The sequence below is a fragment of the Niveispirillum fermenti genome (genome assembly GCF_048066175.1).
Lineage (GTDB): Bacteria > Pseudomonadota > Alphaproteobacteria > Azospirillales > Azospirillaceae > Niveispirillum > Niveispirillum fermenti.
Genome location: NZ_JBLTXA010000009.1, coordinates 92,283 through 116,126, shown reverse-complemented (window position 1 = coordinate 116,126; position 23,844 = coordinate 92,283). Strand labels below are relative to the sequence as shown.

Genomic DNA, 23,844 nt, shown 5'->3' with positions numbered 1-23,844 from the left:
GGGGTCCGGATGTCGAACAGAACCACTGCCGGCATGATCTCCCTGGCAGCGTTGCTGCTGTCCACCGGCAGCCTCGCCGCCCCGCTGCAGCCGGCCCTGCCCGCCGGGCAGCCGCAGGTGAAGGCTGATGGGTTGAGCTTCCGCGACCTGAATCGCGACGGCAAGCTGAACCCCTATGAGGATTGGCGCCTATCGCCGGAGATACGGGCCGCCGATCTTGTGTCGCGCATGACCCTGGCGGAGAAGGCGGGGGAGGCGGTGCATGGCACCGCCCCGGTCCAGGGGGGCATGATGTCGCCCGGCCCGGCCTATGATCTGGACGCCGCGCGCGCCATGATCCTGGACCGGCACGTCACCTCCATGATCACCCGCATGGCCGTGAAGCCGGTGGATTTCGCGACCGAGAATAACCGGTTGCAGGAGGTTGCGGCCGGCGGCCGGCTGGGCATCCCGGTCATGATCTCAACCGATCCGCGCAGCCATTTTCAAGTGACGGCGGGCGCCAGCGTCACGACCACCGGTTTTTCGCAATGGCCGGAAACCTTGGGTCTGGGTGCTATCGACGATCCGGCCCTGACCCGGACCTTCGCCGCCATGGTGCGGGATGAATACCGCGCCGTCGGCATCTCCATGGCCCTGTCGCCGCAGGCCGATCTGGGCAGCGAACCCCGCTGGTCCCGCCTGAACGGCACGTTCGGGGAAGACCCGGCCCGCGTGTCGGCGCAGGTGAAGGCCTATGTGCAGGGCATGCAGGGGGCGGATGCCGGCCTGTCACCCGGCGGTGTCGCCACCGTGGTCAAGCATTGGGTCGGCTATGGCGCCGCCATCGAGGGTTATGACGGGCATAATTACTATGGCCGCTTCACGGATTTCACCAAGGGTGGATTCGACCGGCATGTCGCGGCCTTCCAGGGCGCGTTCGAGGCCGGGGCCACCGGCATCATGCCCACCTACACGATCCAGAAGGGTCTGGTGCTGAACGGCAAACCGGTGGAGCCGGTGGGCGGCGGCTATTCACGCGAACTGCTGACCGATCTGCTGCGTGGGGCCCATAAGTTCCAGGGGCTGGTCCTGTCCGACTGGGCCATCACCTATGACTGCAACGAAAGTTGCCGCACCGGCAACCCGCCACAGGCACCCAAGGATATCGCCATGCCCTGGGGCGTGGAGGGGCTGACCAAGCCGCAGCGCTTCGCCAAGGGCATGCTGGCCGGCATCGATCAGTTCGGCGGCGTCGATGACGGTTCCGCCCTGCGCCAGGCGGTGGAACAGAAACTGTTGCCCGAAGCGCGCCTGGACGAGGCGGTGGGCCGTGTCCTGGCCCTGAAAATCCGTCTGGGCCTGTTCGAGAACCCGTTCGCCGATGCCGCCCGTGCCGCCGCCATCGTCGGTTCGGCCGACAAGATGACTGCCGGGCATGCAGCGCAGGCGCGGTCCCTGGTCGTGCTGGAGAACAGGCTGGGCGCCATCGCCCTGCCGGACAGGGGCAAGCGCCTGTTCCTGCACGGTGTCGATCCGGCAGCGGCACGGGCGGCGGGATTCACCATTGTGGACAGCGCCGACAAGGCGGATATCAGCCTGATCCGTCTGTCCACCCCATACCAGACCCTGCATCCCGGCCATTTCTTCGGCTCGCGTCAGCATGAGGGCGATCTGGATTTCAAGCCGGGCGATGCCGGACTGGCCATTGTGCAGCAGGCGGCATCCGCCGGTCCCGTCATTCTGGCCGTGGATATGGACCGGCCGGCCATCCTGTCGGCGGTGCGCCCGCACGCTGCCCTGCTGCTCGCCTCCTTCGGGATCAGCGATGCGGCGCTGTTCGACGCGCTGTGCGGTGTCACGCCGCCTGCGGGCCGGCTGCCTTTTGAACTGCCTTCCGGCATGACCGCTGTGCGGGCACAATCGCCGGCCTTACCGCATGACAGCGCAAACCCGGCCTATCCCATCGGCTCTGGACGTTGAAACGGGAGTGGATGATGCGTCACCTGTTCATTGCCTTGTTGTTGCTCCTGTCCCCTGCCGCCGCCGCGGCCCCCGTTACGACCGTGGATGGCGGCAGGGTGGAGGGTGTGGCCGAGGGTGATATCGTCGCCTTCAAGGGCATCCCCTATGCTGCGGCCCCCGTCGGTGATCTGCGCTGGCGCCCGCCGGCCCCCGTCGTGCCGTGGCAGGGTGTGCGCAAGGCCGATACGTACGGCCTGGATTGCCTGCAGAACCCGTTCCCCGGCGATGCCGCCCCGCTGGGCGGCCCGATGGGAGAGGACTGCCTGTTCGTCAATGTCTGGGCGCCGAAGCCGCAGGCCGGTGTAAAGCGGCCCGTCATGGTCTGGATCCATGGCGGCGGCTTCGTCAATGGCGGGTCGTCGCCCACCGTCTATGACGGATCGGCCTTTGCCCGGTCCGGTGTTCTGCTGGTCAGCCTGAATTACCGCCTGGGCCGCTTCGGCTTCTTCGCCCATCCGGCCCTGTCGGCGGAGGCGGGGGCGGCGCCAACGGGCAATTTCGGCTTCATGGATCAGGTGGCGGCCCTGCAATGGGTTCGCCGCAACATCGCCGCCTTCGGGGGTGATCCCGCCAATGTCACCTTGTTCGGGGAAAGCGCCGGCGGCCGGTCGGTACATGTGCTTCTGGCCGTCCCCGCCGCCAGGGGGTTGTTCGACAAGGCGCTGATCATGTCGGGTGGCGGGCGTGCCACGGGGCTGGGGCTGGTCCCGCTGGCCGTGGCGGAAGAACGCGGTGTGACCTTCGCGCGCAATGCCGGCGTCAACCATGAGGATGCCGCCGGGCTGGCCGCCCTTCGCGCCCTGCCGGCCGACAGGATCGTCGACGGGCTCGACATGCGCGCCATCATGGGTGACGGCGTGGATCATTATGCCGGTCCCATGCTGGATGGAAAATTCCTGACCGAGGAACCGGCAAGGACGATCGCCGATGGCAAGGGCGCGCGGATGCCCATGATGATCGGAGCCACAGGCCTGGACGGGTTCCCCATCGGGGACGCGGACACGCTGCTGACGGCCTTTGGCGGGGATGAGGCGGCGGCACGCAAGGCCTATGCCAGCCCGACCCCGCTATTGACCAGCTGGAAGATCGTCGGCGACCGCATCTTCATCGAACCCGCGCGATATCTGGCCCGGCAATGGTCGGCATCGGGGCTTCCAACCTATGCCTACCGCTTCGATTATGTGGCCGAAAGCCAGCGGGGCGCGATGCCGGGGGCCACCCATGCCAGCGAAATTCCCTATGCCTTCCGCACCGTCGAATATCGCTATCCCGGCGCAGTCAGTGCGGCGGATAAGGCCATCGCCAAGGCCTTTCACGATCATTTCATCGCCTTCGCCATGTCGGGTGATCCGGGCTACCCGATCTACCGCGCGGCGGAAGACAGGCTGATGTCTTATGCCCCCGGCGGCGCGGCCTTCGTCCCCGACCCGCTGCGTCTGCGCCTGGACCTGATGGAAAAGGCGCAAAAGTGACCGGAAACGCCGTTCCGGCCGTCCGTTCGTCAGGCAATGCCAGGCGGATCAGCGCCGGGACGGCCCCTTTGCGGCGGCCAATGTCGCGGCATGCTGCGCCGACCGCAGCAAGGCCGTCTGCTCCCGGGCTTCATGATACAGGATATCGGCGGCATCCCGATCCGCGGCGGCGTTCAGCAGGCGCTTGGCGGCGCGGACGGCCTCGGGACTGCGCGTGGCGATAAGGCGGGCCGTGTCCATCGCATCGTCCAGGGGCGTGCCGGACAACCGGGTGGCAAAACCCAGCGTCAGCGCGTCCGCCCCCGTGAATTCCCGGCCCGTGAAGGTCAGGTCGCGGATCACATCGTCGCCCGCCAGGCCTTGCATGCGCGCGATGCCGCCCATGTCGGGAACAAGACCCCAGCGCACCTCCATGACCGACAGCCGTGTGTCCGGCGTCATGACGCGGATATCGGCCCCCAGCATGATCTGAAACCCGCCGCCGAATGCCACCCCGTGTATCGCGGCAATGACGGGGACGGGCAGGGTGTGCCAGCCCCAGGTCGCCTGCTGGAACAGGTTGGCGGGTCCGTGGGTCGGCACGGTCAGCTGTTCCGGTACGCCCACCGTCTCGGCCAGGGCCGCCGTGTCGATGCCGGCGCAAAAGGCGCGGCCCTGCCCGGACAGCACCACGGCCCGCAGGTCGGTCACCCCTTCCAGATGCGCAACGGCGTCGGCGATGGCGGTGAACATGTCGCGGTCCAGCGCGTTCAGCTTTTCCGGTCTGGCCAGCCGCACATCGGCAATGCCGTCCGCAATATCCAGGGTGACGCGGTCTTGGAATACGATCATGCCGTGTCACCTTCCCGATGCGCCACAGGCGGCGGCAGCGCGCCGCGGATGCCGAGCAGCAGGATGCTGCGAAACTGGGCATAGACAGCATCCAGGGAGAATTCGGGCTTGTCCAGGATCCAGCGGGTGACCCAGTTGAACATGCCGAAGATGGCATAGGTGGTCAGGGTGACGTCTCCCGGCACGATGGAGCCGTCCGCCATGCCCTGCTCGACGATCCGGCGCATATGGCGGCTGATGGACCGGCGGCAATCCCGATATTCGGCCTGCCCCTTGTCCGACATCACATTGATGTCCGACAGGACCAGGCTGATCCCGTAATTGTTGGCGATGACCCGCAGATATTGCCGCAGGAATATCTCCAGCCGGGTCAGTCCGGGCAGGGCGGGGTCATCATGTTCGGCCAGCGCGGCTTCCAGCCGGTCGCGCGCCTCCAGCACGCAACCCAGCAGGATGTCCTCCTTGCTGGGGAAATGGTAATAGAGCGTCGGTTTCGTGACCGATAGCGCCTTTGCCACATCATCCATGGATGTGCGGTCATATCCCTTGGCCTGGAACTGCTGCGAGGCCACGTCCAGGATGCGTTCGCGGCTGAGGGTGCCCCGCCGGTGGCGGGGCCGTTCGGCCCCTGTCTTCACGCTCATGCCCTCCCTCCCGCATTTCCCGTCCGTCCCGCCATGTAGCCGCCATCAACCACCATGACGGTGCCGGTTATGCTGGCCGCCGCGGCGCTGGCCAGGAAAACCGCAACATCGGCGATTTCGGCCTTCGTCGTCCAGCGTCCCAATGGGGTATCGCGGGTGAAGCGCTCGCGGTCGGCCGCCGTCGGTGCGATGCGGGCCATGCCCTCCGTATCGCTGACGGCGCCCGGTGCGATGGAATTGAGGCGAATGCCCTCCTGTCCCCATTCCAGGGCCAGCGCCCGGATCATGGCGTCAAGCCCGGCCTTTGCGGCACAGACATGGGCTTGCGCCGCAAAGGCGGTGAAGGCGTGCAGCGCCGAAATATTGATGACCGAAGCGCCCGGCCGGCGCAGGTGGGGATAAGCGGCCTTCATCACATGGAAGCCGCCGACCAGATCGATATCGATGACGGTGCGGAAGCCCTTGGCCGACATGTCCGCGGCCCGTGCCAGGAAGTTGCCGGCCGCCCCAGAAACCAGGATGTCGATGTTGCCCAACCTTTCCGCTCCGGCGCCGACAGCCGCCGTAACGGCATCAAAGTCCCGCACGTCGGCAACAGAACCGCTGGCGTCGCACACTTCCGCCAGGCTGCCTATGGCCGCCGCCACCCTGGCCGGGTCGCGGCTGAACACATGGACGGCGGCCCCCAGTTCGCCCAGGCGCCGGGCGATGGCCAGGTTGATGCCACTGGTGCCACCGGCCACCATGGCCGTCCGCCCCCGAAACAGGCCGGCGCTGAAGGTCGGTCCGGGGCCGGTCATAGCGCCCCCAGCCGTTCGGTGGCCTTGCTGGTGCCGGCCTTCAGCCGGGCATTGCCATCGGCGATGCGGCGCCTGAACAGGCCACGCTGGGTCAGATCCTGCGTGACCGACAGTTCAAAGGCCAGCGCGCTCAGATGGTCCATGTTGCCGGCCCTCAATGCCACATCCTTCAGGACCATGGCCAGTTCGGGCCCGGCCTCCGCAATCTGCCGGGCCAGTTTCAGCGCCGTTTCGCGCAAACGGCCATAGGGCACGACCTCGTCCACCAAGCCAACGCGCAATGCCTCCTGCGCGCTGATCGGGTCACCGGTGAACAGCATGCGCCGGGCGCGCTGCGTACCGATACGTTGCAGCATGCCATGATAAAAGCCGTTCATGGCATATTTCACCTGCGTGGAGCCGAAAGCGGCATTCTCCGATGCGATGGTGATGTCGCACATATTGGCGACATCCATGCCATAGCCCGGTGCCACGCCGGCCACAGCGGCCACCATGGGCTTGGGGAAATCATAGAAGGTCTTCATGAATTTCAGCGCCAGGTCGGTGAAGCGCCGGCGCTCGTCCCCTTCGATGCTGTTCAGGATGTCCAGCCGCCAGCCGGCGCAGAAATAATCCTCGTTGCCGATGACCAGAACACAGGCGACATCGTCATCCTCGGCCCAGGCGTTCAGCGCGGCGATGATTTCATGGTGCAGTTCCCAGCCCAGCGCGTTGCGCTTCTCCGGATGGTTCATTTGAAGGATGCCGACGCCGTCCTGAACGGACAGGATCAGGTGGGGGTAGAGGTTCATTGGATGCCTCCCTGGCTTTAAGTTACCAATTAGTATTTTGGGGGTGGCGGAAATCCAATGTCAATCCCCGATCTCACAGCGTGCGCGGCACGTTCCGCGGCTGAAAAAGAGCAGAAATCTTTAATTCACGGGCACTGGACAGCGCCGCAAGCCTATGTTACCGTCTGTTCGGTAACTGAGAATTGGTGACTGCCGATGAAAGTTACCAACCAGTTTGGAATTCAGCATCAACCTATCGGCGGCCCCGGCAAGCGGTGGCCGCGATGTCCGGCATTTGCCCGGCCCAAGCCCCGCAAAAGGGGCACAATGATCCGACATGGGGAGGAAACAAGAAATGCGCAAGCTGTTCCTGCGGTCTTCATCTGTTCTTGCACTGGGAGCAGCCGCCCTGGTCGCGGCACCCTCGGCGGCGCAGGAACAGCCGTCCGGTGCCGGCCCGTCCCCCGCCTCCGGGCAGGAGGAAGGCAGTTTCCTGGCCGAGATCATCGTGACGGCCCAGAAGCGGTCGGAAAGCAGCAACCGCGTGCCCATCTCCATCACCGCCGAAAGCGGCGTGGAACTGGCCAAGATCGGCGTCACCGATGTGCAGGCCCTGGTCAAGGTGACGCCGGGTTTCAACGCCATCGACAGCGGCTATGGCACGCCCGTCTATTTCCTGCGCGGTATCGGCTTCTTCGACAGCAGCCTGGCGGCCAAGCCCACCGTGTCGGTCTATATCGACGAGGCCCCGATCCCGTTTTCCATCATGACGACGGGCGCCTCCTTCGACCTGGAGCGGGTGGAGGTGCTGAAGGGACCACAGGGCATCCTGTTCGGCCAGAATGCCACGGGCGGCGCCATCAATTACGTGGCTGCCAAGCCGACAAGTGATTTCGAGGCGGGGATGCAGGTCGGTTACGGCCGGTTCAACCGCCTGGACCTGGAAGGTTATGCCAGTGGTCCGGTATCCGACACGCTGGGCGTCCGGCTGGCCGTGCGGCACGAGGGTGGGGACGCCTGGCAGAAAAGCTTCACCCGCGACGACGAGCTGGGGCGGCGCGACTTCACGCAAGGACGCCTGACGCTGGCCTGGGAGCCGGACCCGGCGCTGCGCGTGAATTTCCAGTTGAATGCCAACAAGGACCGGTCCGACACACAGGCCCCGCAACTGGTGGCACCGTTCCGCCAGTCGGCCGGCGGCTATTTCAGTCCGGCCCTGCAGGCCTACCCGGCCGCGCCGGAGAACAACCGCGCCGCCGACTGGGGATCGACCGTGCCCCTGCGCCGCGACAACCATATGGTGCAGGGAACCCTGCGTCTGGATTACGACATCTCCGACACGATCACCGTGACCTCGCTTTCCTCCTATGCGACGTTCGAGCAGCTTTACGGGCAGGATGGCGACGGCACCAGCCTGCAACTGACCGACCTGCTGATCAGCGGCGATATCGACAGCTTCACCCAGGAACTGCGTGTGGCGGGCAGCTTAATGGGGGATCGGGGCAATTGGCTGCTGGGCGGCAATTACGAACATAGCAAGGCCAACGAACTGGTGCGGCAATTCCTGTCCGAGCAGACGTCGGGCCATGTCTTCGACCGGCTGGGCCTGCCGGCGATTACGGAGGTGCCGCAGCGCGGCAACACGAAATATGTCAGCAAGGCCGTGTTCGGCAATGTCGCCTTTCCGCTGGCCGATACCCTGTCGGCCACGGCCGGCGCCCGCTATACCAAGACGGATGTGGATTTCCAGGGCTGCATTCTGAATGCAGGCAATGGCACCTATGGCAAGGGGTTCGAAGCCAATTTCGGCCTGCCGGCCGGCACCTTCCCGCTGAATGCCTGCGCCACGCTGGATGCGACCAACCGCCCGGCCGAATTCGACGGCACCCTGCCGGAAGATAATGTCTCCTGGCGCACGGGCCTGGAATGGGCGCCCAATGCGGATCACCTGCTGTATGGCAATATCAGCCGCGGCTATAAGGTCGGCTCCTTCGCCAACCTTCCCGCCTCCACCCTGGCCCAGTACCAGCCCGTCAAACAGGAAGAGGTGACGGGTTACGAGATCGGGTTCAAGTCGCGCGTGGCCGGCCGCACCATGCAGGTCAACGGCGCCCTGTTCCTCTATGATTATACCGACAAGCAGCTCAAGGGCCGGACCATCGTGCCCATCTTCGGGCCGCTGGAAGCCATGGTCAACGTGCCGAAATCGCAGGTGAAGGGGGCGGAGATCGAGGTGACCTGGGCACCCGTGGAAGGGTTGAGGCTGAAGGGTGGCGCCACCTACCTGGATACGGAGGTGACCCGGTCCTTCCTGAACTATACGGCCTTCGGTGCGCAGGCCGACTTCAAGGGCAGCCGCTTCCCCTTCACGCCGAGATGGCAGGGCAATGCGGATGCCGAATATCAATGGCCCGTGGGGGCCGGCAAGGACGCCTTCGTCGGTGCCAGCTACATCTATCGCAGCGGCACGAATGGCGACTTCATCCCCGATCCCCGTCTGGCCATCGACAGCTATGGCTTGCTGGACCTGCGCGTCGGTCTGCAGGACGCCGCCGGGGACTGGCGTGTCAGCCTTTATGGCCGCAATGTCACCAACGAATATTATTATCAGACGGCGGTGCGGCGGGGGGATGCCATCGTGCGCTATGCCGGCATGCCCGTCACCTATGGGGTCACGGCCAGCATCAGGTTCCACTGATGCCCATCGACAGGGCCATGGTTGACGGCCTGTCCCTGACGGACCAGCCCGTCCACCAGACGGCGGCGGCTTCCATCCTCTACGCGCTGGGGACCGGCTTCGGCCGGGACCCACTGGACGGGCGGGAACGCCGCTTCGTCCATGAACGGGACCTGGTGGCCTTGCCCACCCTGGCGGCCCAGCTCACCTTTGCCGGGCATGTGCTTCTGGAACGGATCGGTGCTGACATGCGGCTGGTGGTCCATGCCGGGCAGGGGGTGGCGCTGCACCGCCCCCTGCCGCCGGAAGGTCACCTGCTGTTCGATACAATCGTCACTGGCATCATCGACAAGGGCGCGGGCAGGGGCGCGCTGGTGCTGCTGGAAACGCACCTGCGGGAAAGGACGGGCGGCGGGTTGCTGGCGGTGGCGACCTCCACCGCCTTTGCCCGCGGCGACGGCGGTTGCGGAAGTGCGGGGCGTGACCGGGCGCCCCCCCTGTTCCCCGCGCCGCCGGCCCGGCCGCCCGACCATGTCGATATCTTCCACACTAGGCCGGACCAGGCCCTGCTTTTCCGGTTGAGTGGGGACATGAACCCGCTGCATGCCGACCCTGAGGCGGCGCGGGCCGCCGGCTTCGACCGGCCCATCCTGCACGGGCTTTGCACCTATGGCATTTGCGGCCGGGCGGTGCTGGCAAGCGTGTTGGATTTCGATGCCACGCGCCTGCGGGCCTTGCATGTCCGATTTGCCCATCCCGTATTTCCGGGGGAAACCATCATGACGGAAATGTGGGTGGAGGAGGGGCGCGTTCTGCTGCGGGCCCATGTGCGCGAACGTGCGGTGGCGGTGATCAGTGGCGGATATGCCCTGATCTGACCCGCCGCTCAGCCGATCCCGTCGAAGATCACCGAGATGAACCGGTCGAACACCTTTTCCAGCGAGGTGCTGCTCTTGCGGAAATGCCAATGGCCGACCCAGTTGAACATGCCGAAGATGGCATAGGTGGTCAGCTTGGTTTCCGGCACATGGATCGACCCGTCGGCGACCCCGGCCTTGATCCGGCTTTCCAGCGCCTCGTTCATCACCCGGCGCAGTTCGTTGTATCTGGCCCGGCCTTCGTCGGACATGACGCGGTCGTCAGCCAGGATCATGCTGACGCCGATATCGTGGGTGATGACCTCCAGATACAGGCGCAGGAATACCTCGACCCGCTTGCGGCCGGTATCGTTCTCATCGTCGCGCCGGGTGATCTCCTCACGGAAATAATCATCGGCGGAGAACACGCAGGCCAGCAGAATCTCCTCCTTGTTGGCGAAGTGATAATAGAGGCTGGGCTTTGTGATGGAAAGCGCGCGCGCGATATCGTCCAGCGTCGTGCGGTCATAACCCTTCTCATGAAACATCAATGCCGATGTATCCATGATCAGTTTCTTGTTGATGGTTCCACGCTTCGGGCGGACCAGCTTCGGCTTGGCCGTTTTAACAGGCATTTCCACACATTCCCCCACGAACGGCCGACGGCCCTTCGACAATGTCTCGAATGAACGGCGACTTTATCGCCCATGGCATTTCGCCACGTTACTTTCGTACCAGTTGGTAATCAACTGGCCTGTTCATTCCGCATGCTGAATCGAAAAGATAGCATTCAGCCCCGCATTCTATCAATAACCACATGAAATACATCGATTTTTAATATTGGCACCAACCCCGCGATTCTATCGTTGACGGACGCATCGCCATAAGTTACCGTCCAGTAAGTAACAGGAGGAAACATGCAAACGAGATTCACGAGGCTCGTGGGTGTCGAGCATCCGGTCATGCAGGGCGGCATGATGTGGGTGGGCACGGCGGACATGGCCGCCGCGGTTTCGAACGCCGGCGGTCTTGGCACCATTACCGCCCTTACCCAGCAGACGCCCGACGATCTGCGGCGCGAGATTGACCGCTGCCGGTCGCTGACGGACAAGCCTTTCGCGGTGAACCTGACCATCCTGCCGTCGGTGAAGCCGCCGCCCTATGCCGATTATCGCCGTGCCATCATCGACAGCGGCGTTTCGGTGGTGGAAACGGCCGGGTCGCGGCCGCAGGAACATGTGGAGGATTTCAAGGCGCATGGCGTGAAGGTCATCCATAAATGCACCTCCGTCCGCCATGCCGTGTCGGCCCAGAAGATGGGCGTGGACGCCATCTCCATCGACGGGTTCGAATGCGCCGGCCATCCGGGGGAGGATGATGTACCGGGCCTGGTGCTGATCCCAGCCGCCGCCGACAGGATCGACATTCCCATGCTGGCATCGGGTGGTTTCGGCGACGGGCGTGGGCTGGTGGCAGCATTGGCGCTGGGGGCCGACGGCATCAACATGGGCACGCGCTTCTGCGCCACGGTCGAGGCGCCGATCCATGAAGCCGTGAAAAGGCTTCTGGTCGAGAATGACGAGCGGGCAACCAACCTGATCTTCCGCAAATTCCACAATACCGGCCGCGTCGCCAAGACATCCGTATCCGACAAGGTTGTGGAGATCAGTGGGCGGGAAGGGGCGCAGTTCGCCGATATCCAGCCGCTGGTGTCCGGAGCCAGGGGGCGCGTGGCGCTGGAAACGGGCGATCTGGAAGCGGGCCTGATCTGGGCCGGCCAGGTCCAGGGCCTGATCCGCGACATTCCCACCTGCCGTGACCTGATCGACCGGATCATGCGCCAGGCAGATGAGATCACGGCCCGCCTGCGGGAGCGTGCGGCATGAATGCCATCGATCTGGTTCCGGCATCCTTCATGGCCGAGACGGAGATGGCCATTTTCCAGCGCAGTCTGGCCGGCTTCCTGGACGCCCACGCATCACCGGCCGCCATCGACCGCTGGCGGGCCGGCAAGCAGGTCGACAAGGCCGTCTGGCGGGCGGCGGGTGAAGCCGGGCTGCTGGGTGTGTCGATGCCGGAGGAATATGGCGGCGGCGGGGGGGATTTCCGGCATGAGGCGGCGATCGTCCAGGCCATCGGCCATCGCGGCGCCGACGCGCTGACCCTCTGCCTGCACAATGCCGTCATCCTTCCCTATTTCGCCAGTTACGGCACGCCGGAGCAACGGGCGCATTGGTTGCCGCGTTTCTGTTCCGGGGAGATGGTGACGGCCATCGCCATGACGGAACCGGCCGCCGGATCGGACCTGCAGGGCATGCGCACCCGCGCCCGCCGCGACGGTAACGGGTATCGTCTGACGGGACAGAAGACCTTCATCTCCAACGGCCAGATCGCCGATATGGTGCTGGTGGCCGCCAAGACCGACCCCGATGCCGGCAGCAAGGGCATCTCCCTGTTCATTGTCGATGTGTCGCAGGCGCCGGAGGGCTTTGCCCGTGGCCGCAACCTGGACAAGGTGGGCCAGGAAGGGCAGGACACGTCCGAACTGTTCTTCGATGACCTGTTCGTGCCGGCTGATGCCCTGCTGGGGGACGTGGAAGGCAGGGGCATGGCGCAACTGATGGCCAAGCTGCCGCAGGAACGGGTCGTCATCGCCTGGCAGGCCATGGCCATGATCGAACTGGCCCTGGGGGAGACCATTGCCTATGTCAGGCAGCGGGAAATGTTCGGCCAGTCCCTGGCGGCCTTCCAGAACACCCAGTTCAAACTGGCCGAATACAAGACCCAGGCGACCATCGCCAAGGTGTTCCTGAACCATTGCACAGAAAAGCTGCTGGCCGGAGAGCTGGATACGGCGACCGCGTCCATGGCCAAATACTGGATATCCGACCAGTTGTCGGAAATCGTCGATGGCTGCCTGCAATTCTTCGGCGGCTACGGATACATGAACGAATATCCGATCGGCCGCCTGTACCGCGACAGCCGCATCCACCGCATCTATGGCGGTGCCAACGAGATCATGAAACTGCTGATCGCCCGGACGCTCTGATCCTGCGCGACAGCCCTGATATTTGAGGAAACGGAGAGCAAGATGGCAAAGTACGGAACCGTTCTGGCCGAGGTGAAGGACGGCATCGGCACCATCACCCTGAACCGCCCGGACAAGCGCAATGCGCTGTCGACCGAGCTGTTCGAGGATCTGGTGGAGGTGCTGACCCCCTGGCGGCGTGACGACAGCGTTGCCGTCGTGGTGATCAAAGGGACAGAAGACTATTTCTCCGCCGGACTGGACCTGGACACGATGAACTGGGCCACGGATGCCGACCGGCTGCGCTGGTACGACGCCACCTATTACGGCTATCTGGAACTGCTGGAATATCCCAAGCCGACCATCGCGGCGGTGGCCGGACACACATTCGGCGGCGGCTGCGATATCGCGGTGTTCTGCGATATCCGGGTGTCCAGCCCGAATGCCAGGTTCGGCTTTCCCCAGGTGCGTTTTGGCCTGACGCCCTTTGTCGATCCGTTGCAGCGCATTGTGGGCCAGAGCCAGGCGAAGCTGCTGACCCTCACCGGCCGGCGCATCGATGCGGCCGAGGCGCTGCGCATCGGCTTGATTGACCAGATCGCGGAGGAGGGCAAGCTGCTGGAGACGGCGAACGGCATCGCGGCAGAGATTGCGTCCACCAATGTCGACACGGTTGTGCGTTGTACCGAGATGCTGCGCCGATCCTGGTCCATGGACCCGATGGCCGCCTATGTCTATGGCCATGTGCAGTATCGCGACGTCCACTGGAACCCTGCCATTTCCCAGCGCATGCTGGATGCACGCGCCAAGATTGGCCGGCGGGCGGGGGCGTGAGGTTGCCTTTTCGCTACGGTCATTCCCGCGAAAGCGGGAATCCAGCGTAAGGCGCGATCAGCGCCGATATGAGTCTTATCGCGGCAGACGCCGCTTATGCTGGATCCCCGCTTTCGCGGGGATGACGGGTTGGAGAGGGGCGAAGCAGTAACAAGGCGGACAAAACCGCCGCACCGGCAGGGAGGAAATCGGCATGGTGCAACAGCCATTGTTTGATGGCCAGGTGGCGATCGTCGTGGGTGGTGGCCAGGGGCTGGGGCGACAATATTGCCTGGACCTGGGTGCCGCCGGCGCCCGTGTGCTGGTGGCCAGCCGCAGCGACGCGGCCCTGTCCGTTGCCGATGAAATCCAGGCGGCTGGCGGAACGGCTCAGGGTTTGGCCGTGGATGCCAGGGACGGGGATGCCATCATCCAGGCCGCCCTGGCCGCGTTCGGTCACATTGACGCCCTGATCGTCAATGCCGGCATCACCCGTGACCGTTCCTTCGCCAACATGGCCCGGGCGGAATGGGATGAGGTGCTGGACGTGCATCTGAACGCGGCCTTTGCCTGTGCCAAGGCCGCGTGGGAGCCGATGCGGCGTCAACGCGGCGGGGCGATCCTGTTCACCACCTCCGGTGCCGGCCTGCACGGCGCCTTCGGTCAGGCCAATTACGCCGCCGCAAAGGCCGGCATCATCGGCCTGACCCGCACCCTGGCCGTGGAGGGAGAACGGGTGGGCATCCGCGTCAATGCCCTGGCGCCCATGGCCAGCACGTCGATGACGGATGGCGTCTTTTCCGCCGACCTGAAAGCCGGGTTGAGGGTGGAGGATGTGTCACCCTTCGCCCTGGCCCTGATCCATCCGGAATGTCCCGCCAGCGGACAGGTGATCGAGGCCGGCGGCGGTTGGGCCGCGGCGATGCGCTGGGAACGCAGCCTGGGCCTGCGGCTGGAGACGCCGGACACGCGGACCGTGCTGTCGCGCTGGTCGGCGGTGACGGATTTCGACGCCGGGTCCGATCTGCCGGCAACGACGCTGGACTGCCTGGGTGCTGCCATGGGCAGCACACGGCGCATGAGAAACAGGGAAAGGGAGGAAGAACATGTCTGAAGCGAAGCGCCTGGAAGGTGAGGCCCTGGACTGGCCCGCCCTGGACCCGCAGGAACGTTACCGCCGCTGTGCCTGGGAAGGGCTGCTGATCATCCAGCGCACCGACGAGCATGTCTGGGAGAACCAGGGGCCGGAAGCCTGGGAGAAATTCTCCGACGAGACGCGGCCCGGCTGGGCCGGTCCCATCGGGCGCAAACTGGTGAAGGATCACCCCGCCGATTTCACCCCCGATATCGAAGGGGCGCTGAAGCTGATGGCCGTCTATGGCGCAGAAGTCTGGGGCGGGGGGCATCGCGACGTCACCCGCATCAACAAGATCGACGAGGCGGAAGGCCGCCTGACCATCATCGATCATGGCTGTCCGCAATGGCGCGCCTTCTCCGCCGAGATGCGCGGGGTCTTCCCCTGCAACAAGGCCTGCGGGCGGGAGATGGACAGCGTGGTGCGGCAGGGGCTGGGACCGGATTTCGAGGTGGAAACCATTGCCGGCCGGCCCATGGGTGATGATGATTGCGTCTGGCGGGTCCGCAAGCGGGGGGTGGGGCAATGAGCTTTGCCAGGACGCCGCCGCCGGCCGTGACCCTGGACCGGGAGGAAGACGGCACCATCCGTCTGGGCTCGCCTTTATCGATGCCTACACCGGCGCCGTCGCTGGCTCACCGGTTCGACGCGGTGGCGGATGCCCATCCCGACCGGCTGTTCATGCGTCAGCGTTACGGGGTCGGCGGCTGGCGGGACATCACCTATGGTGCCGCCCGGCGGGCGGCCGACGGGCTGGCGCAATGGCTGATCGACCAGGGGATCGGGGAGGGGGACAGTGTCGCCTATCTCTCCGCCCCGTCCATCGAACATGGCATCGCCGCCGTGTCGGTGCAGCGCACGGGCGCGGCCATCGCGCCGATCAGCGTCGCCTATTCGCTCTTGTCCACCGACCATGCCAAGCTGAAGGAATGCGTGGCCACGGCGGGGGCCCGGATCGTCATCGTCGATGATGCCGATCGTTTTGCCCCGGCGCTGCGGGCACTGGCCCGGCCGGGCCTTCGCTTCGTGGCCGTGACGGGCGGCGTGCCGGGCCTTGCCGTGGAACGCTGGGCCGATGTGGTGGCGACGGAGCCGACGGGGCAGGTGGCCGAGCGCATGGCGGCAATCCGGCCCCACATGATCGCCCGCATCATGTTCACCTCCGGCTCCACTGGATCGCCCAAGGCCACGCCGCAGCCCCATGCCTGTCTGACCGTGTCCTTCGCGCAGATGGAAGCAGTGAATCTGCTGGATTTCGACGGGGAGCCGCCGCAATTCCTTGAGGCCATGCCCTTCAGCCACATCATGGCCGGCAATTACAATTTCGGGAACATCATCGCGGCCGGCGGCACCCTGTGGATCGATGATGGCAAGCCGACGCCCGACCTGTTCGCGCGCACGATCGCCAATCTGCGGGATGTCTCGCCGCATTTCTTCATCACCGTGCCGCTGGGTTACGCCATGCTGTGCGATGCGATGGAGGCGGATACCGACCTGCGTGACCGATTTTTCCGCAATATCCGCTGGCTGGGCTTCGGTGGTGCCCTGATGCCGCAATCGGTGGCGGAACGGCTGGCGGCCCTGTCGCTGGCGGCCAGGGGGGCGGAGGCCCCGGTCTATTCCTTCTATGGCGCCACGGAATTCCTGCTGGGTGCCCTTAAATACTGGCCCGGCGGCCCGACCGACGTGATCGGCCTGCCGCTGCCCGGCGTGGATTTGAAACTGGTGCCCATGGATGGGCGGTATGAAATGCGCATGCGCGGCCCCACGCTGATGCCACGCAGCGGCTATCTGGGCGCGGCCGACGTCTCCGCCGGGCTTTTCGACGCGGAAGGCTATTTCCGCACCGGTGACGCCGTGCGTTTCGCCGACCCGGAGCGACCGGAAGGCGGGCTGGTTTTCGCCGGACGGCTGGCCGATGATTTCAAGCTGCTGTCGGGCACCTATGTCCAGGTCAATGCCCTGCGCCAGGATTTCCTGGCCGTTGCCGAGGCGCTGGTGCGCGAAGCGGTCTTTTGCGGTGTGAACCAGGACCATATCGGCGCCCTGATCTGGCCCCGCGCCACGCTGACCCCCTTCGCGCGGGAGGAGTTGCGCGCTCTGATCGCCGATTTCAATGCGGCGCAGACAGGATCGGCCCGGCGCATCGGCACCGCCCTTGTCATGACCGAACCGTTGGCCTTCGATCGGGGGGAGGTGACCGACAAGGGCAATGCCGCCCCCCGCGTGGTGCGTGAACGCCGCGCGGCGGATGTGGCCCGCCTGTTCGCCGACCCGCCCGATCCCGCCATTCTCTGCTTTACCAGGGGCGCGGCCGTGGCCGCCCGGCCCCGTACCGGAGCAAGCAACCATGCCTGAAGCCTATATTTTCGATGCCGTGCGCACGCCCCGCGGCCGGGGAAAGCCCGACGGGTCCCTGCATCATATCACGCCCTTGTCGCTGTCGGCCCAGGTGCTGGCAGCGCTGCGGGACCGCAATGGCCTGGACACGTCCTTTGTGGATGATGTCGTGCTGGGCTGTGTGTCGCCGGTGGGTGACCAGGGGGCGGACATTGCCCGCACGGCCGTCCTCATGGCCGATTATGCGGAAAGTGTGTCCGGCATCCAGGTCCATCGCTACTGCGCATCGGGGCTGGATGCTGTGAATATCGCCGCGGCCAAGGTGATGGCGGGTGAGGCACGGCTGGCCATCGGTGGCGGGGTGGAAAGCATGTCGCGCATCCCCATCAATTCCGATGGCGGCGCCTGGCCCATCGACCCGGATTCCGCGCTGAAGAACTATTTCGTGCCGCAGGGGATCAGCGCCGACCTGATCGCCACCCTGGACGGGTTCAGCCGCACCGACGTTGACGCCTATGCCGTGGAAAGCCAGCGTCGCGCCGCCCGCGCCTGGCAGGAGGGGCGCTTTGCCCGCTCCATCGTGCCGGTGCGCGATCAGGCCGGCAATATCGCACTTTCCCATGATGAACATATGCGCCCCGACGCAAGCATCGGGGGGCTGGCCGGTCTGAAACCGGCCTTCCAGGTGCCGGGGGAGGCGGCATTCGACGCCATCGCCATCCAGCGCTATCCACAGGTGGAACAGATTGAGCATGTCCATCATGCCGGCAATTCGTCGGGTATCGTCGATGGTGCTTCCGGTGTGCTGATCGGCACGAAGGAGGCGGGTGCGGCGTTGGGGCTGAAGCCGCGTGCGCGTATCCGGGGCGGAGCGTCCATTGGGTCGGAACCCACCATCATGCTGACGGCACCGGCTACGGTGTCGCGCAAGCTGCTGCACCGGCTGGGCATGGTGCCCGGTGATATCGATCTGTACGAGTTGAACGAGGCCTTCGCCGCCGTGGTCCTGCGCATGATGGCGGCCCTGTCCATCCCGCACGATAAGATGAACGTCAATGGCGGGGCCATCGCCATGGGGCACCCGCTGGGCGCCACGGGCGCCATGATCCTGGGTACCGTCCTGGACGAACTGGAACGTACCGGCAAGGGCACTGCCCTGATCACGCTGTGCGCCGGTGCCGGGCAGGGTGCCGCCACATTGATCGAGCGCGTGTGAGCCGGGGGAGGAACAAAATGCAGAATTTCACCATCGAAACGGATGCCGATGGCATCGCCCTGGTCACTTTTGACGTTCCCGGCCGCAGCATGAATACGCTGAGCGATGCCGTAATCGCGGAACTGCCGGACCTGATCGAAACCTTGAAGAATGATGGTGCCATCAAGGGTGTCGTCCTGTGCTCCGGCAAGGCCAGCGGCTTTTGCGCCGGGGCCGACCTGGGCGATTTGGGCCGCGCGGCGGGGTCCCGCATCGCCCCGCCACCCCTGTCCGCGCTATTCCGCCGGCTGGAGGTGCTGGGCAAGCCGGTGGCGGTTGCGCTGGAAGGGCTGGCGCTGGGCGGCGGGCTGGAACTGGCGCTGTCCTGCCATTACCGGGTCGCGGCTGACAGTCCCAAGGTCAGGCTGGGCCTGCCGGAGGTGACGGTGGGCCTGCTGCCCGGTGCCGGTGGCACCCAGCGCCTGCCCCGCCTGACCGGCGTGGCCAAGGCCTTGCCGCTGCTGCTGGAAGGCCGTCCGCTGGACCCTGCCAAGGCGCTGGCGCTGGGCGTTGTGGATGAATTGGTGCCGGCTGACGAGACGGTGGCGGCGGCAAAGCGCTGGCTGCGGGAAAAGGGCGATCCCGTGGCCCGCTGGGACCGCAAGGATTACCGGCTTCCGGGTGGCCTGCCCTACAGCGCCGGCGGCATGCAGGCCTTCATCATGGCCAATGCCACTTTGCGCAAGCGTACCTTCGGCAATTACCCGGCACCCGAAAACATCCTGAAATGTGTGTTCGAGGGGGTGCAGGTGCCCATCGACGCGGGCTTGAAGATCGAAACCAACTATTTCCTCAACACCTTCGCCACGCCACAGGCCAAGGGCATGGTGCGCAGCCTGTTCCTGTCCAAACAGGCGCTGGACAAGGGGGACCGTTCGGCCAAGATCGTGGCCCCCGCCAGTGTCGCCGTGATCGGCGCAGGCATGATGGGGGCCGGCATCGCCTATTCCCAGGCGCTGAAAGGCATCAACACCATCCTGGTCGATGTCAGCGAGGCGGCGGCGGAAAAGGGCAAGGATTATGCCCGCAAGCTGGTGGCTGGTGATGTCGCCAAGGGCCGGCTGAGCGAAGCGGCGGGTGCTGCGCTGCTGGACCGGATCATCGCGACGGCCGATTACGCCAAGTTGGCTGATGCCGATCTGGTGGTGGAGGCGGTGTTCGAGGATGTGGCGCTGAAGCATGAGATCACCCGCCGCGTGCAGGCGGTGGCCGGTCCCGGCATCATCATCGGCTCCAACACCTCCACCCTGCCCATCACGGGGCTGGCGCAGGCATCGGAGCGGCCGGAAAATTTTGTGGGCATCCACTTCTTCTCTCCCGTCGACAAGATGCATCTGGTGGAGATCATCCGGGGCGCGAAGACCAGTGAGGAGACGGTGGCCCGCGCCACCGCCTATGCCATGGCGCTGGGCAAGACGCCCATCGTCGTCAATGACAGCCGTGGCTTCTATACGTCCCGCTGTTTCGGCACCTACATCTATGAAGGGCTGGAGATGCTGATGGAGGGCATCCCGCCGGCCCTGATCGACAATGCCGGGCGGATGACGGGCATGCCGCGCGGGCCGCTGGAACTGACCGACGATGTGGCCGTGGACCTGACGGTTCGTATCGCCGGCCAGACGCGGTCGGCCCTGGGCGATGCCTATCAGGGCCGGCCCTATGAGGCGGTGCTGGAAAAGCTGGTGGCGCTGGGCCGTAGCGGTCGCAAGGTGGGTGCCGGCTTCTATGACTACCCCGCCGGCGCGCCCAAGCGCCTGTGGCGCGGGCTGGCCGATCTGGTGCCGGCGGCCCCGGCGACCCTGCCCGATGTGGCGGCGCTGAAGCAGCGGTTGCTGCACCGTCAGGCGCTGGAAGCGGCACGCTGTGTGGATGAGGGGGTGATCGCCGATCCGCGCGCCGCCGATGTCGGGGCCATCATGGGCTGGGGTTTCGCACCCTGGACGGGTGGGCCGCTGAGTTGCATCGACGCGATCGGTACGGCGGCCTTTGTGGCGCAGTGCGATCGACTGGCTGAACAGCATGGCGAGCGTTTCACACCGCCGCCGGGCCTGCGCGCCATGGCGGCCGATGGGCGCGGCTATTACGCCGCCCTTGATGCCGCCTGAGGAGGTTGACCATGCAGATCAACGGACATGCAGCCATCGTCACCGGCGGTGCCTCCGGCCTTGGGGCGGCCACGGCCGCCCTGCTGGCGCGGGAAGGGGCGAAGGTCACCCTTTTCGACCTGAATGAAGAGGGGGGGCAGGCCACGGCGGCGGCAATCGGTGCCACCTTCCGGGCCGTCAACATCACCGATGATGCCCAGGTGGCCGACGCGGTGCTGGCGGCAGAGCAGCAGAACGGCAAGGCCCGCATCCTGGTCAATTGCGCCGGCATCGCCCCACCCGCCAAGACGGTCGGGCGGGAAGGGCAGCCGCATGCGCTCGACCTGTTCCGCCGGGTCATCGACATCAACCTGATCGGCACCTTCAACGCCCTGTCCAAGGTCGCGGCCCGTCTGGCCGATGCCGATCCGGTGGGGGAAGAGCGTGGCGTGATCATCAACACGGCCAGCGTCGCCGCGTTCGACGGGCAGATCGGGCAGGCGGCCTATGCGGCGTCGAAGGCCGGGGTGGCGGGGATGACCCTGCCCATCGCCCGCGACCTGTCACCCCTGGGTATCCGCGTGCTGACCATCGCGCCCGGCATCTTCATGACGCCCATGCTGGCGGGCCTGCCGCCGGCGGCGCAGGACAGCCTGGGACGGCAGGCACCGTTTCCCGCGCGCCTGGGCCGGCCGGAGGAATATGCCCAACTGGTGGAAAGCATCATCCGCAACCCCATGCTGAACGGCGAGACCATTCGCCTGGACGGCGCGATCAGGATGGCACCGAAATGACCGAGACGATCCGATACGAGGTCCAGGACGGGGTGGCCCGCATCATCCTGGACAATCCCGATGCCGGCAACGCCATCGATCAGGCCTTTGCCGACCGGCTGCTGGACCTGGCCCACGCGGCGGAGGATGACAGGGCCGTGCGCGCGGTCCTGTTGACCGGCGCGGGGCGCCTGTTCTGCGTGGGCGGCAATGTCCGGGCGTTTGCCGCCGCGTCGGACAATCTGGGCAATTTTGTACGCAAGCTGACGGCGTCGTTGCATATGGCGGTGGCACGGCTGGCATCGCTGTCCAAGCCCGTGGTGGTGGCCGTCAATGGCCCGGCGGCGGGCGCGGGGCTGGGTCTGGCCATCCTGGGTGATGTGGTGCTGGCGGGACGATCGGCCAGCTTCACCGTCGCCTATCCCGGCATCGGCCTGTCGCCCGATGCCGGCACCACCTTCCTGCTGCCACGGCTGGTGGGGCTGCGCAAGGCGCAGGAGATGCTGTTCCTGGCAAAAACCCTGAATGCGGAGGAAGCGGTCAGCGCCGGTCTGGCCATGCGGGTGCTGGAGGATGGGGACCTGCTGCCCGAAGCGGAGAAGATCGCCCGGCGGCTGGCCGCCATGCCCACCCAGGCGCTGGCGCGGTCCAAGCGGCTGCTGCTTTCCTCCTCTTCCCGCGAACTGGAAACCCAGTTGGAACGGGAGGCGGCGGATATCGCACTCTGCGCCCTGGAACCCAACGCGACCGAGGGCATCAACGCCTTTCTGGAAGGGCGGAAGGCAAGGTTCGCATGACGCCGACGGAAGTGCCGAAGCGGACGGGACCCCTGGCCGGGGTCCGCGTCCTGGAATTCGCCGGCATCGGCCCCGGTCCCTATTGCGCCATGCTGCTGTCGGATCTGGGGGCGGAGGTGCTGCGCATCGACCGGGCCGGCGGCAATGGCTGGCCCAACCCGGTGATGGACAGGGGACGCGCCAACCTGACGCTGGATATCCGGTCGCCGGGGGGGCGGGAGAAATGCCTGCAGGCGGCATCGCGCGCCGATGTGCTGATCGAGGGGTTCCGGCCTGGTGTCATGGAACGGCTGGGGCTGGGGCCGGATATTCTGTGCGACCGCAACCCCCGCCTGATCTATGGTCGCATGACGGGCTGGGGTCAGGAAGGGCCGCTGGCCAGGGCGGCCGGGCATGATATCAACTATATCGCCTTGACCGGTGCCCTGGCCGCCATCGGTCCGCAGGACGGGCCGGCCATCCCGCCGCTCAACCTTGTGGGTGATTTCGGTGGCGGGTCGCTGTTCCTGGCGCTGGGCATCGTCTCGGCCCTGTGGGAGCGGGAGCGGTCGGGCCGGGGGCAGGTGGTGGATGCCGCCATCGTCGATGGCGTCACCTCGCTGATGGCCATGTTCTCCGGCCTGGTGCCGGCGGGCCATGTGTCGCTGGACCGCGACCGCAGCGTACTGGGTGGGGCCGCCCCCTTCTACCGCTGCTATCGCTGCGCCGATGGCAAGGACATTTCCGTCGGGCCACTGGAACCGCATTTCTACAAGGAATTGCTGGATCGTCTGGGGGCGCCCGCCGATCTTTATGCCGATCAGGACAATCCGTCATCGTGGCCGGCACGCAGCCTGCGTCTGGCTGCCCTGTTCGCCACCCGCACGCGGGCTGAATGGGTGTCACTGCTGGAAGGAACCGACGCCTGTTTCGCTCCTGTCCTGACCCTGGACGAGGTGATGGACCATCCGCACATGGCCGCCCGCGGCGCCTATCGGGATATTGACGGGATACGTCATTGCGCGCCGGCCCCCCGCCTGTCGCGCACGCCGCCGGATATCGGGCGGATGCTGGACGGTGAAACGGTGCTGGCCGGGTGGCTGAAAAGGCAGGAGGTCCGGAATGGATACCATCATCAATGAAGGGCCGATGACGCATGGCGCCTGGGGCCCGGTCGAAACCATCGACCATTTCGCGCAACTGGTCGGTCCGCTGTCGATGCTGGTGATGCCCGACAATCCGGAGGAGCCGGTCAGGATCGGGTTCAGGGTGGAGGAGAAACACTGCAACAAGCTGGGCGGCTGCCACGGCGGGATGCTGGGCACGGTGCTTGACCTGGCGTTGGGCTATGTCGCCAATTTCGCGAACCAGGAGACGGGAACGCCGACCATCAGCCTGTCCACGGATTTCCTGCGCCCGGCCGGTGCCGGAACCTGGATCGAGAGCCGCTGCCGCCTGATCCAGACCACGCGGCGCATGGCATTCGTCGATGGTCTGCTGATATGCCGTCAGGGGCCGGTGGCCAGGGGAAACGCCATATACCGGCGGCGCGCGGGGTAGGAGGGGGAACGCCCCTTCCTTTTTA

General features: G+C 65.8%; 21 protein-coding genes. 16 read left to right on the top strand and 5 right to left on the bottom strand.

The genetic code is table 11. The features are described 5' to 3' along the window. Window positions 1–9 precede the first annotated feature (9 nt). Together ACM9LZ_RS11765 and ACM9LZ_RS11760 are read left to right on the top strand one after the other, a co-directional pair. Window positions 10–1,962, top strand: coding sequence for a glycoside hydrolase family 3 protein (locus ACM9LZ_RS11765; RefSeq protein WP_416619659.1), 1,953 nt, complete (start codon window positions 10–12; stop codon window positions 1,960–1,962). A gap of 11 nt (window positions 1,963–1,973) precedes the next feature. Next, on the top strand, window positions 1,974–3,476 hold the full coding sequence (locus tag ACM9LZ_RS11760) for a carboxylesterase/lipase family protein (RefSeq protein WP_416619658.1): 1,503 nt from the start codon (window positions 1,974–1,976) through the stop codon (window positions 3,474–3,476). A 48-nt stretch (window positions 3,477–3,524) separates the two neighbouring features. Here the strand turns inward: ACM9LZ_RS11760 and ACM9LZ_RS11755 are convergent, their stop codons facing one another. Genes ACM9LZ_RS11755 through ACM9LZ_RS11740 form a run of 4 tightly spaced genes read right to left on the bottom strand, consistent with a single transcriptional unit; the run spans window position 3,525 to window position 6,542 of the window. Next, window positions 3,525–4,307, bottom strand: a complete 783-nt coding sequence (locus ACM9LZ_RS11755) for a crotonase/enoyl-CoA hydratase family protein (protein ID WP_416619657.1) — start codon at window positions 4,305–4,307, stop codon at window positions 3,525–3,527. Continuing rightward, on the bottom strand, window positions 4,304–4,951 hold the full coding sequence (locus tag ACM9LZ_RS11750) for a TetR/AcrR family transcriptional regulator (RefSeq protein WP_416619656.1): 648 nt from the start codon (window positions 4,949–4,951) through the stop codon (window positions 4,304–4,306). The genes ACM9LZ_RS11755 and ACM9LZ_RS11750 overlap by 4 nt, the downstream gene beginning before the upstream one ends. Continuing rightward, entirely contained in the window at window positions 4,948–5,751 is an 804-nt protein-coding gene (locus tag ACM9LZ_RS11745; RefSeq protein WP_416619655.1) for an SDR family oxidoreductase, read from the bottom strand. The genes ACM9LZ_RS11750 and ACM9LZ_RS11745 overlap by 4 nt, the downstream gene beginning before the upstream one ends. Further along, window positions 5,748–6,542, bottom strand: coding sequence for an enoyl-CoA hydratase/isomerase family protein (locus tag ACM9LZ_RS11740; RefSeq protein WP_416619654.1), 795 nt, complete (start codon window positions 6,540–6,542; stop codon window positions 5,748–5,750). The genes ACM9LZ_RS11745 and ACM9LZ_RS11740 overlap by 4 nt, the downstream gene beginning before the upstream one ends. Before the next feature lie 334 nt (window positions 6,543–6,876). On the opposite strand from ACM9LZ_RS11740, the gene ACM9LZ_RS11735 reads away from it, so the two are divergent. Further along, window positions 6,877–9,219, top strand: coding sequence for a TonB-dependent receptor (locus ACM9LZ_RS11735; RefSeq protein ID WP_416619653.1), 2,343 nt, complete (start codon window positions 6,877–6,879; stop codon window positions 9,217–9,219). After that, window positions 9,219–10,076 (top strand): MaoC/PaaZ C-terminal domain-containing protein, encoded by an 858-nt coding sequence (locus tag ACM9LZ_RS11730; RefSeq protein WP_416619652.1) that lies wholly within the window; start codon window positions 9,219–9,221, stop codon window positions 10,074–10,076. The genes ACM9LZ_RS11735 and ACM9LZ_RS11730 overlap by 1 nt, the downstream gene beginning before the upstream one ends. Before the next feature lie 8 nt (window positions 10,077–10,084). Here ACM9LZ_RS11730 and ACM9LZ_RS11725 read toward each other — a convergent pair whose 3' ends face one another. After that, window positions 10,085–10,690: a TetR/AcrR family transcriptional regulator gene (locus tag ACM9LZ_RS11725; RefSeq protein ID WP_416619651.1), complete on the bottom strand. Its 606-nt coding sequence runs from the start codon at window positions 10,688–10,690 to the stop codon at window positions 10,085–10,087. 282 nt (window positions 10,691–10,972) lie between these two features. Between ACM9LZ_RS11725 and ACM9LZ_RS11720 the strand changes: the two genes are divergently transcribed. From ACM9LZ_RS11720 to ACM9LZ_RS11665, 12 genes are all read left to right on the top strand, one after another. After that, entirely contained in the window at window positions 10,973–11,941 is a 969-nt protein-coding gene (locus tag ACM9LZ_RS11720; protein ID WP_416619650.1) for an NAD(P)H-dependent flavin oxidoreductase, read from the top strand. Then, window positions 11,938–13,104 (top strand): acyl-CoA dehydrogenase family protein, encoded by a 1,167-nt coding sequence (locus ACM9LZ_RS11715; protein ID WP_416619649.1) that lies wholly within the window; start codon window positions 11,938–11,940, stop codon window positions 13,102–13,104. The genes ACM9LZ_RS11720 and ACM9LZ_RS11715 overlap by 4 nt, the downstream gene beginning before the upstream one ends. 42 nt (window positions 13,105–13,146) lie before the next feature. Next, window positions 13,147–13,917, top strand: coding sequence for an enoyl-CoA hydratase/isomerase family protein (locus ACM9LZ_RS11710; RefSeq protein ID WP_416619648.1), 771 nt, complete (start codon window positions 13,147–13,149; stop codon window positions 13,915–13,917). 193 nt (window positions 13,918–14,110) lie between these two features. Next, window positions 14,111–15,010, top strand: coding sequence for an SDR family NAD(P)-dependent oxidoreductase (locus tag ACM9LZ_RS11705; protein ID WP_416619647.1), 900 nt, complete (start codon window positions 14,111–14,113; stop codon window positions 15,008–15,010). Then, window positions 15,003–15,560 (top strand): hypothetical protein, encoded by a 558-nt coding sequence (locus ACM9LZ_RS11700; RefSeq protein ID WP_416619646.1) that lies wholly within the window; start codon window positions 15,003–15,005, stop codon window positions 15,558–15,560. Before ACM9LZ_RS11705 ends, ACM9LZ_RS11700 begins: the two co-directional genes overlap by 8 nt. Then, window positions 15,557–17,389 (top strand): AMP-binding protein, encoded by a 1,833-nt coding sequence (locus ACM9LZ_RS11695; protein ID WP_416619645.1) that lies wholly within the window; start codon window positions 15,557–15,559, stop codon window positions 17,387–17,389. The genes ACM9LZ_RS11700 and ACM9LZ_RS11695 overlap by 4 nt, the downstream gene beginning before the upstream one ends. Then, complete coding sequence (locus tag ACM9LZ_RS11690; RefSeq protein ID WP_416619644.1) at window positions 17,382–18,587, top strand: acetyl-CoA C-acetyltransferase; 1,206 nt, start codon at window positions 17,382–17,384, stop codon at window positions 18,585–18,587. Before ACM9LZ_RS11695 ends, ACM9LZ_RS11690 begins: the two co-directional genes overlap by 8 nt. Window positions 18,588–18,604: 17 nt before the next feature. After that, window positions 18,605–20,731 carry a 3-hydroxyacyl-CoA dehydrogenase NAD-binding domain-containing protein gene (locus ACM9LZ_RS11685; RefSeq protein ID WP_416619643.1) on the top strand — a complete coding sequence of 709 codons (2,127 nt, stop codon included), beginning with the start codon at window positions 18,605–18,607 and terminating at the stop codon, window positions 20,729–20,731. A gap of 11 nt (window positions 20,732–20,742) precedes the next feature. Continuing rightward, window positions 20,743–21,504: an SDR family NAD(P)-dependent oxidoreductase gene (locus tag ACM9LZ_RS11680; RefSeq protein WP_416619642.1), complete on the top strand. Its 762-nt coding sequence runs from the start codon at window positions 20,743–20,745 to the stop codon at window positions 21,502–21,504. After that, window positions 21,501–22,280 (top strand): enoyl-CoA hydratase/isomerase family protein, encoded by a 780-nt coding sequence (locus ACM9LZ_RS11675; RefSeq protein WP_416619641.1) that lies wholly within the window; start codon window positions 21,501–21,503, stop codon window positions 22,278–22,280. Before ACM9LZ_RS11680 ends, ACM9LZ_RS11675 begins: the two co-directional genes overlap by 4 nt. Next, a complete protein-coding gene (locus ACM9LZ_RS11670; protein WP_416619640.1) occupies window positions 22,277–23,401 on the top strand; it encodes a CaiB/BaiF CoA transferase family protein in 1,125 nt (374 codons plus the stop codon). Before ACM9LZ_RS11675 ends, ACM9LZ_RS11670 begins: the two co-directional genes overlap by 4 nt. Next, the gene (locus ACM9LZ_RS11665; protein ID WP_416619639.1) at window positions 23,382–23,819 is read left to right on the top strand and encodes a PaaI family thioesterase; all 438 of its coding nucleotides are present in this window, start codon (window positions 23,382–23,384) and stop codon (window positions 23,817–23,819) included. The genes ACM9LZ_RS11670 and ACM9LZ_RS11665 overlap by 20 nt, the downstream gene beginning before the upstream one ends. Window positions 23,820–23,844 lie beyond the last annotated feature (25 nt).

Bases quoted from the DNA above. Each gene is read 5' to 3' on its own strand.
- ACM9LZ_RS11710 (WP_416619648.1), top strand. From the start codon at position 13,147: ATGGCAAAGTACGGAACCGTTCTGGCCGAGGTGAAGGACGGCATCGGC.
- ACM9LZ_RS11685 (WP_416619643.1), top strand. From the start codon at position 18,605: ATGCAGAATTTCACCATCGAAACGGATGCCGATGGCATCGCCCTGGTC.
- ACM9LZ_RS11680 (WP_416619642.1), top strand. From the start codon at position 20,743: ATGCAGATCAACGGACATGCAGCCATCGTCACCGGCGGTGCCTCCGGC.
- ACM9LZ_RS11705 (WP_416619647.1), top strand. From the start codon at position 14,111: ATGGTGCAACAGCCATTGTTTGATGGCCAGGTGGCGATCGTCGTGGGT.
- ACM9LZ_RS11690 (WP_416619644.1), top strand. From the start codon at position 17,382: ATGCCTGAAGCCTATATTTTCGATGCCGTGCGCACGCCCCGCGGCCGG.
- ACM9LZ_RS11670 (WP_416619640.1), top strand. From the start codon at position 22,277: ATGACGCCGACGGAAGTGCCGAAGCGGACGGGACCCCTGGCCGGGGTC.
- ACM9LZ_RS11695 (WP_416619645.1), top strand. From the start codon at position 15,557: ATGAGCTTTGCCAGGACGCCGCCGCCGGCCGTGACCCTGGACCGGGAG.
- ACM9LZ_RS11725 (WP_416619651.1), bottom strand. From the start codon at position 10,690: ATGCCTGTTAAAACGGCCAAGCCGAAGCTGGTCCGCCCGAAGCGTGGA.
- ACM9LZ_RS11675 (WP_416619641.1), top strand. From the start codon at position 21,501: ATGACCGAGACGATCCGATACGAGGTCCAGGACGGGGTGGCCCGCATC.
- ACM9LZ_RS11735 (WP_416619653.1), top strand. From the start codon at position 6,877: ATGCGCAAGCTGTTCCTGCGGTCTTCATCTGTTCTTGCACTGGGAGCA.
- ACM9LZ_RS11760 (WP_416619658.1), top strand. From the start codon at position 1,974: ATGATGCGTCACCTGTTCATTGCCTTGTTGTTGCTCCTGTCCCCTGCC.
- ACM9LZ_RS11755 (WP_416619657.1), bottom strand. From the start codon at position 4,307: ATGATCGTATTCCAAGACCGCGTCACCCTGGATATTGCGGACGGCATT.
- ACM9LZ_RS11750 (WP_416619656.1), bottom strand. From the start codon at position 4,951: ATGAGCGTGAAGACAGGGGCCGAACGGCCCCGCCACCGGCGGGGCACC.
- ACM9LZ_RS11745 (WP_416619655.1), bottom strand. From the start codon at position 5,751: ATGACCGGCCCCGGACCGACCTTCAGCGCCGGCCTGTTTCGGGGGCGG.
- ACM9LZ_RS11715 (WP_416619649.1), top strand. From the start codon at position 11,938: ATGAATGCCATCGATCTGGTTCCGGCATCCTTCATGGCCGAGACGGAG.
- ACM9LZ_RS11720 (WP_416619650.1), top strand. From the start codon at position 10,973: ATGCAAACGAGATTCACGAGGCTCGTGGGTGTCGAGCATCCGGTCATG.
- ACM9LZ_RS11700 (WP_416619646.1), top strand. From the start codon at position 15,003: ATGTCTGAAGCGAAGCGCCTGGAAGGTGAGGCCCTGGACTGGCCCGCC.
- ACM9LZ_RS11740 (WP_416619654.1), bottom strand. From the start codon at position 6,542: ATGAACCTCTACCCCCACCTGATCCTGTCCGTTCAGGACGGCGTCGGC.
- ACM9LZ_RS11730 (WP_416619652.1), top strand. From the start codon at position 9,219: ATGCCCATCGACAGGGCCATGGTTGACGGCCTGTCCCTGACGGACCAG.
- ACM9LZ_RS11765 (WP_416619659.1), top strand. From the start codon at position 10: ATGTCGAACAGAACCACTGCCGGCATGATCTCCCTGGCAGCGTTGCTG.
- ACM9LZ_RS11665 (WP_416619639.1), top strand. From the start codon at position 23,382: ATGGATACCATCATCAATGAAGGGCCGATGACGCATGGCGCCTGGGGC.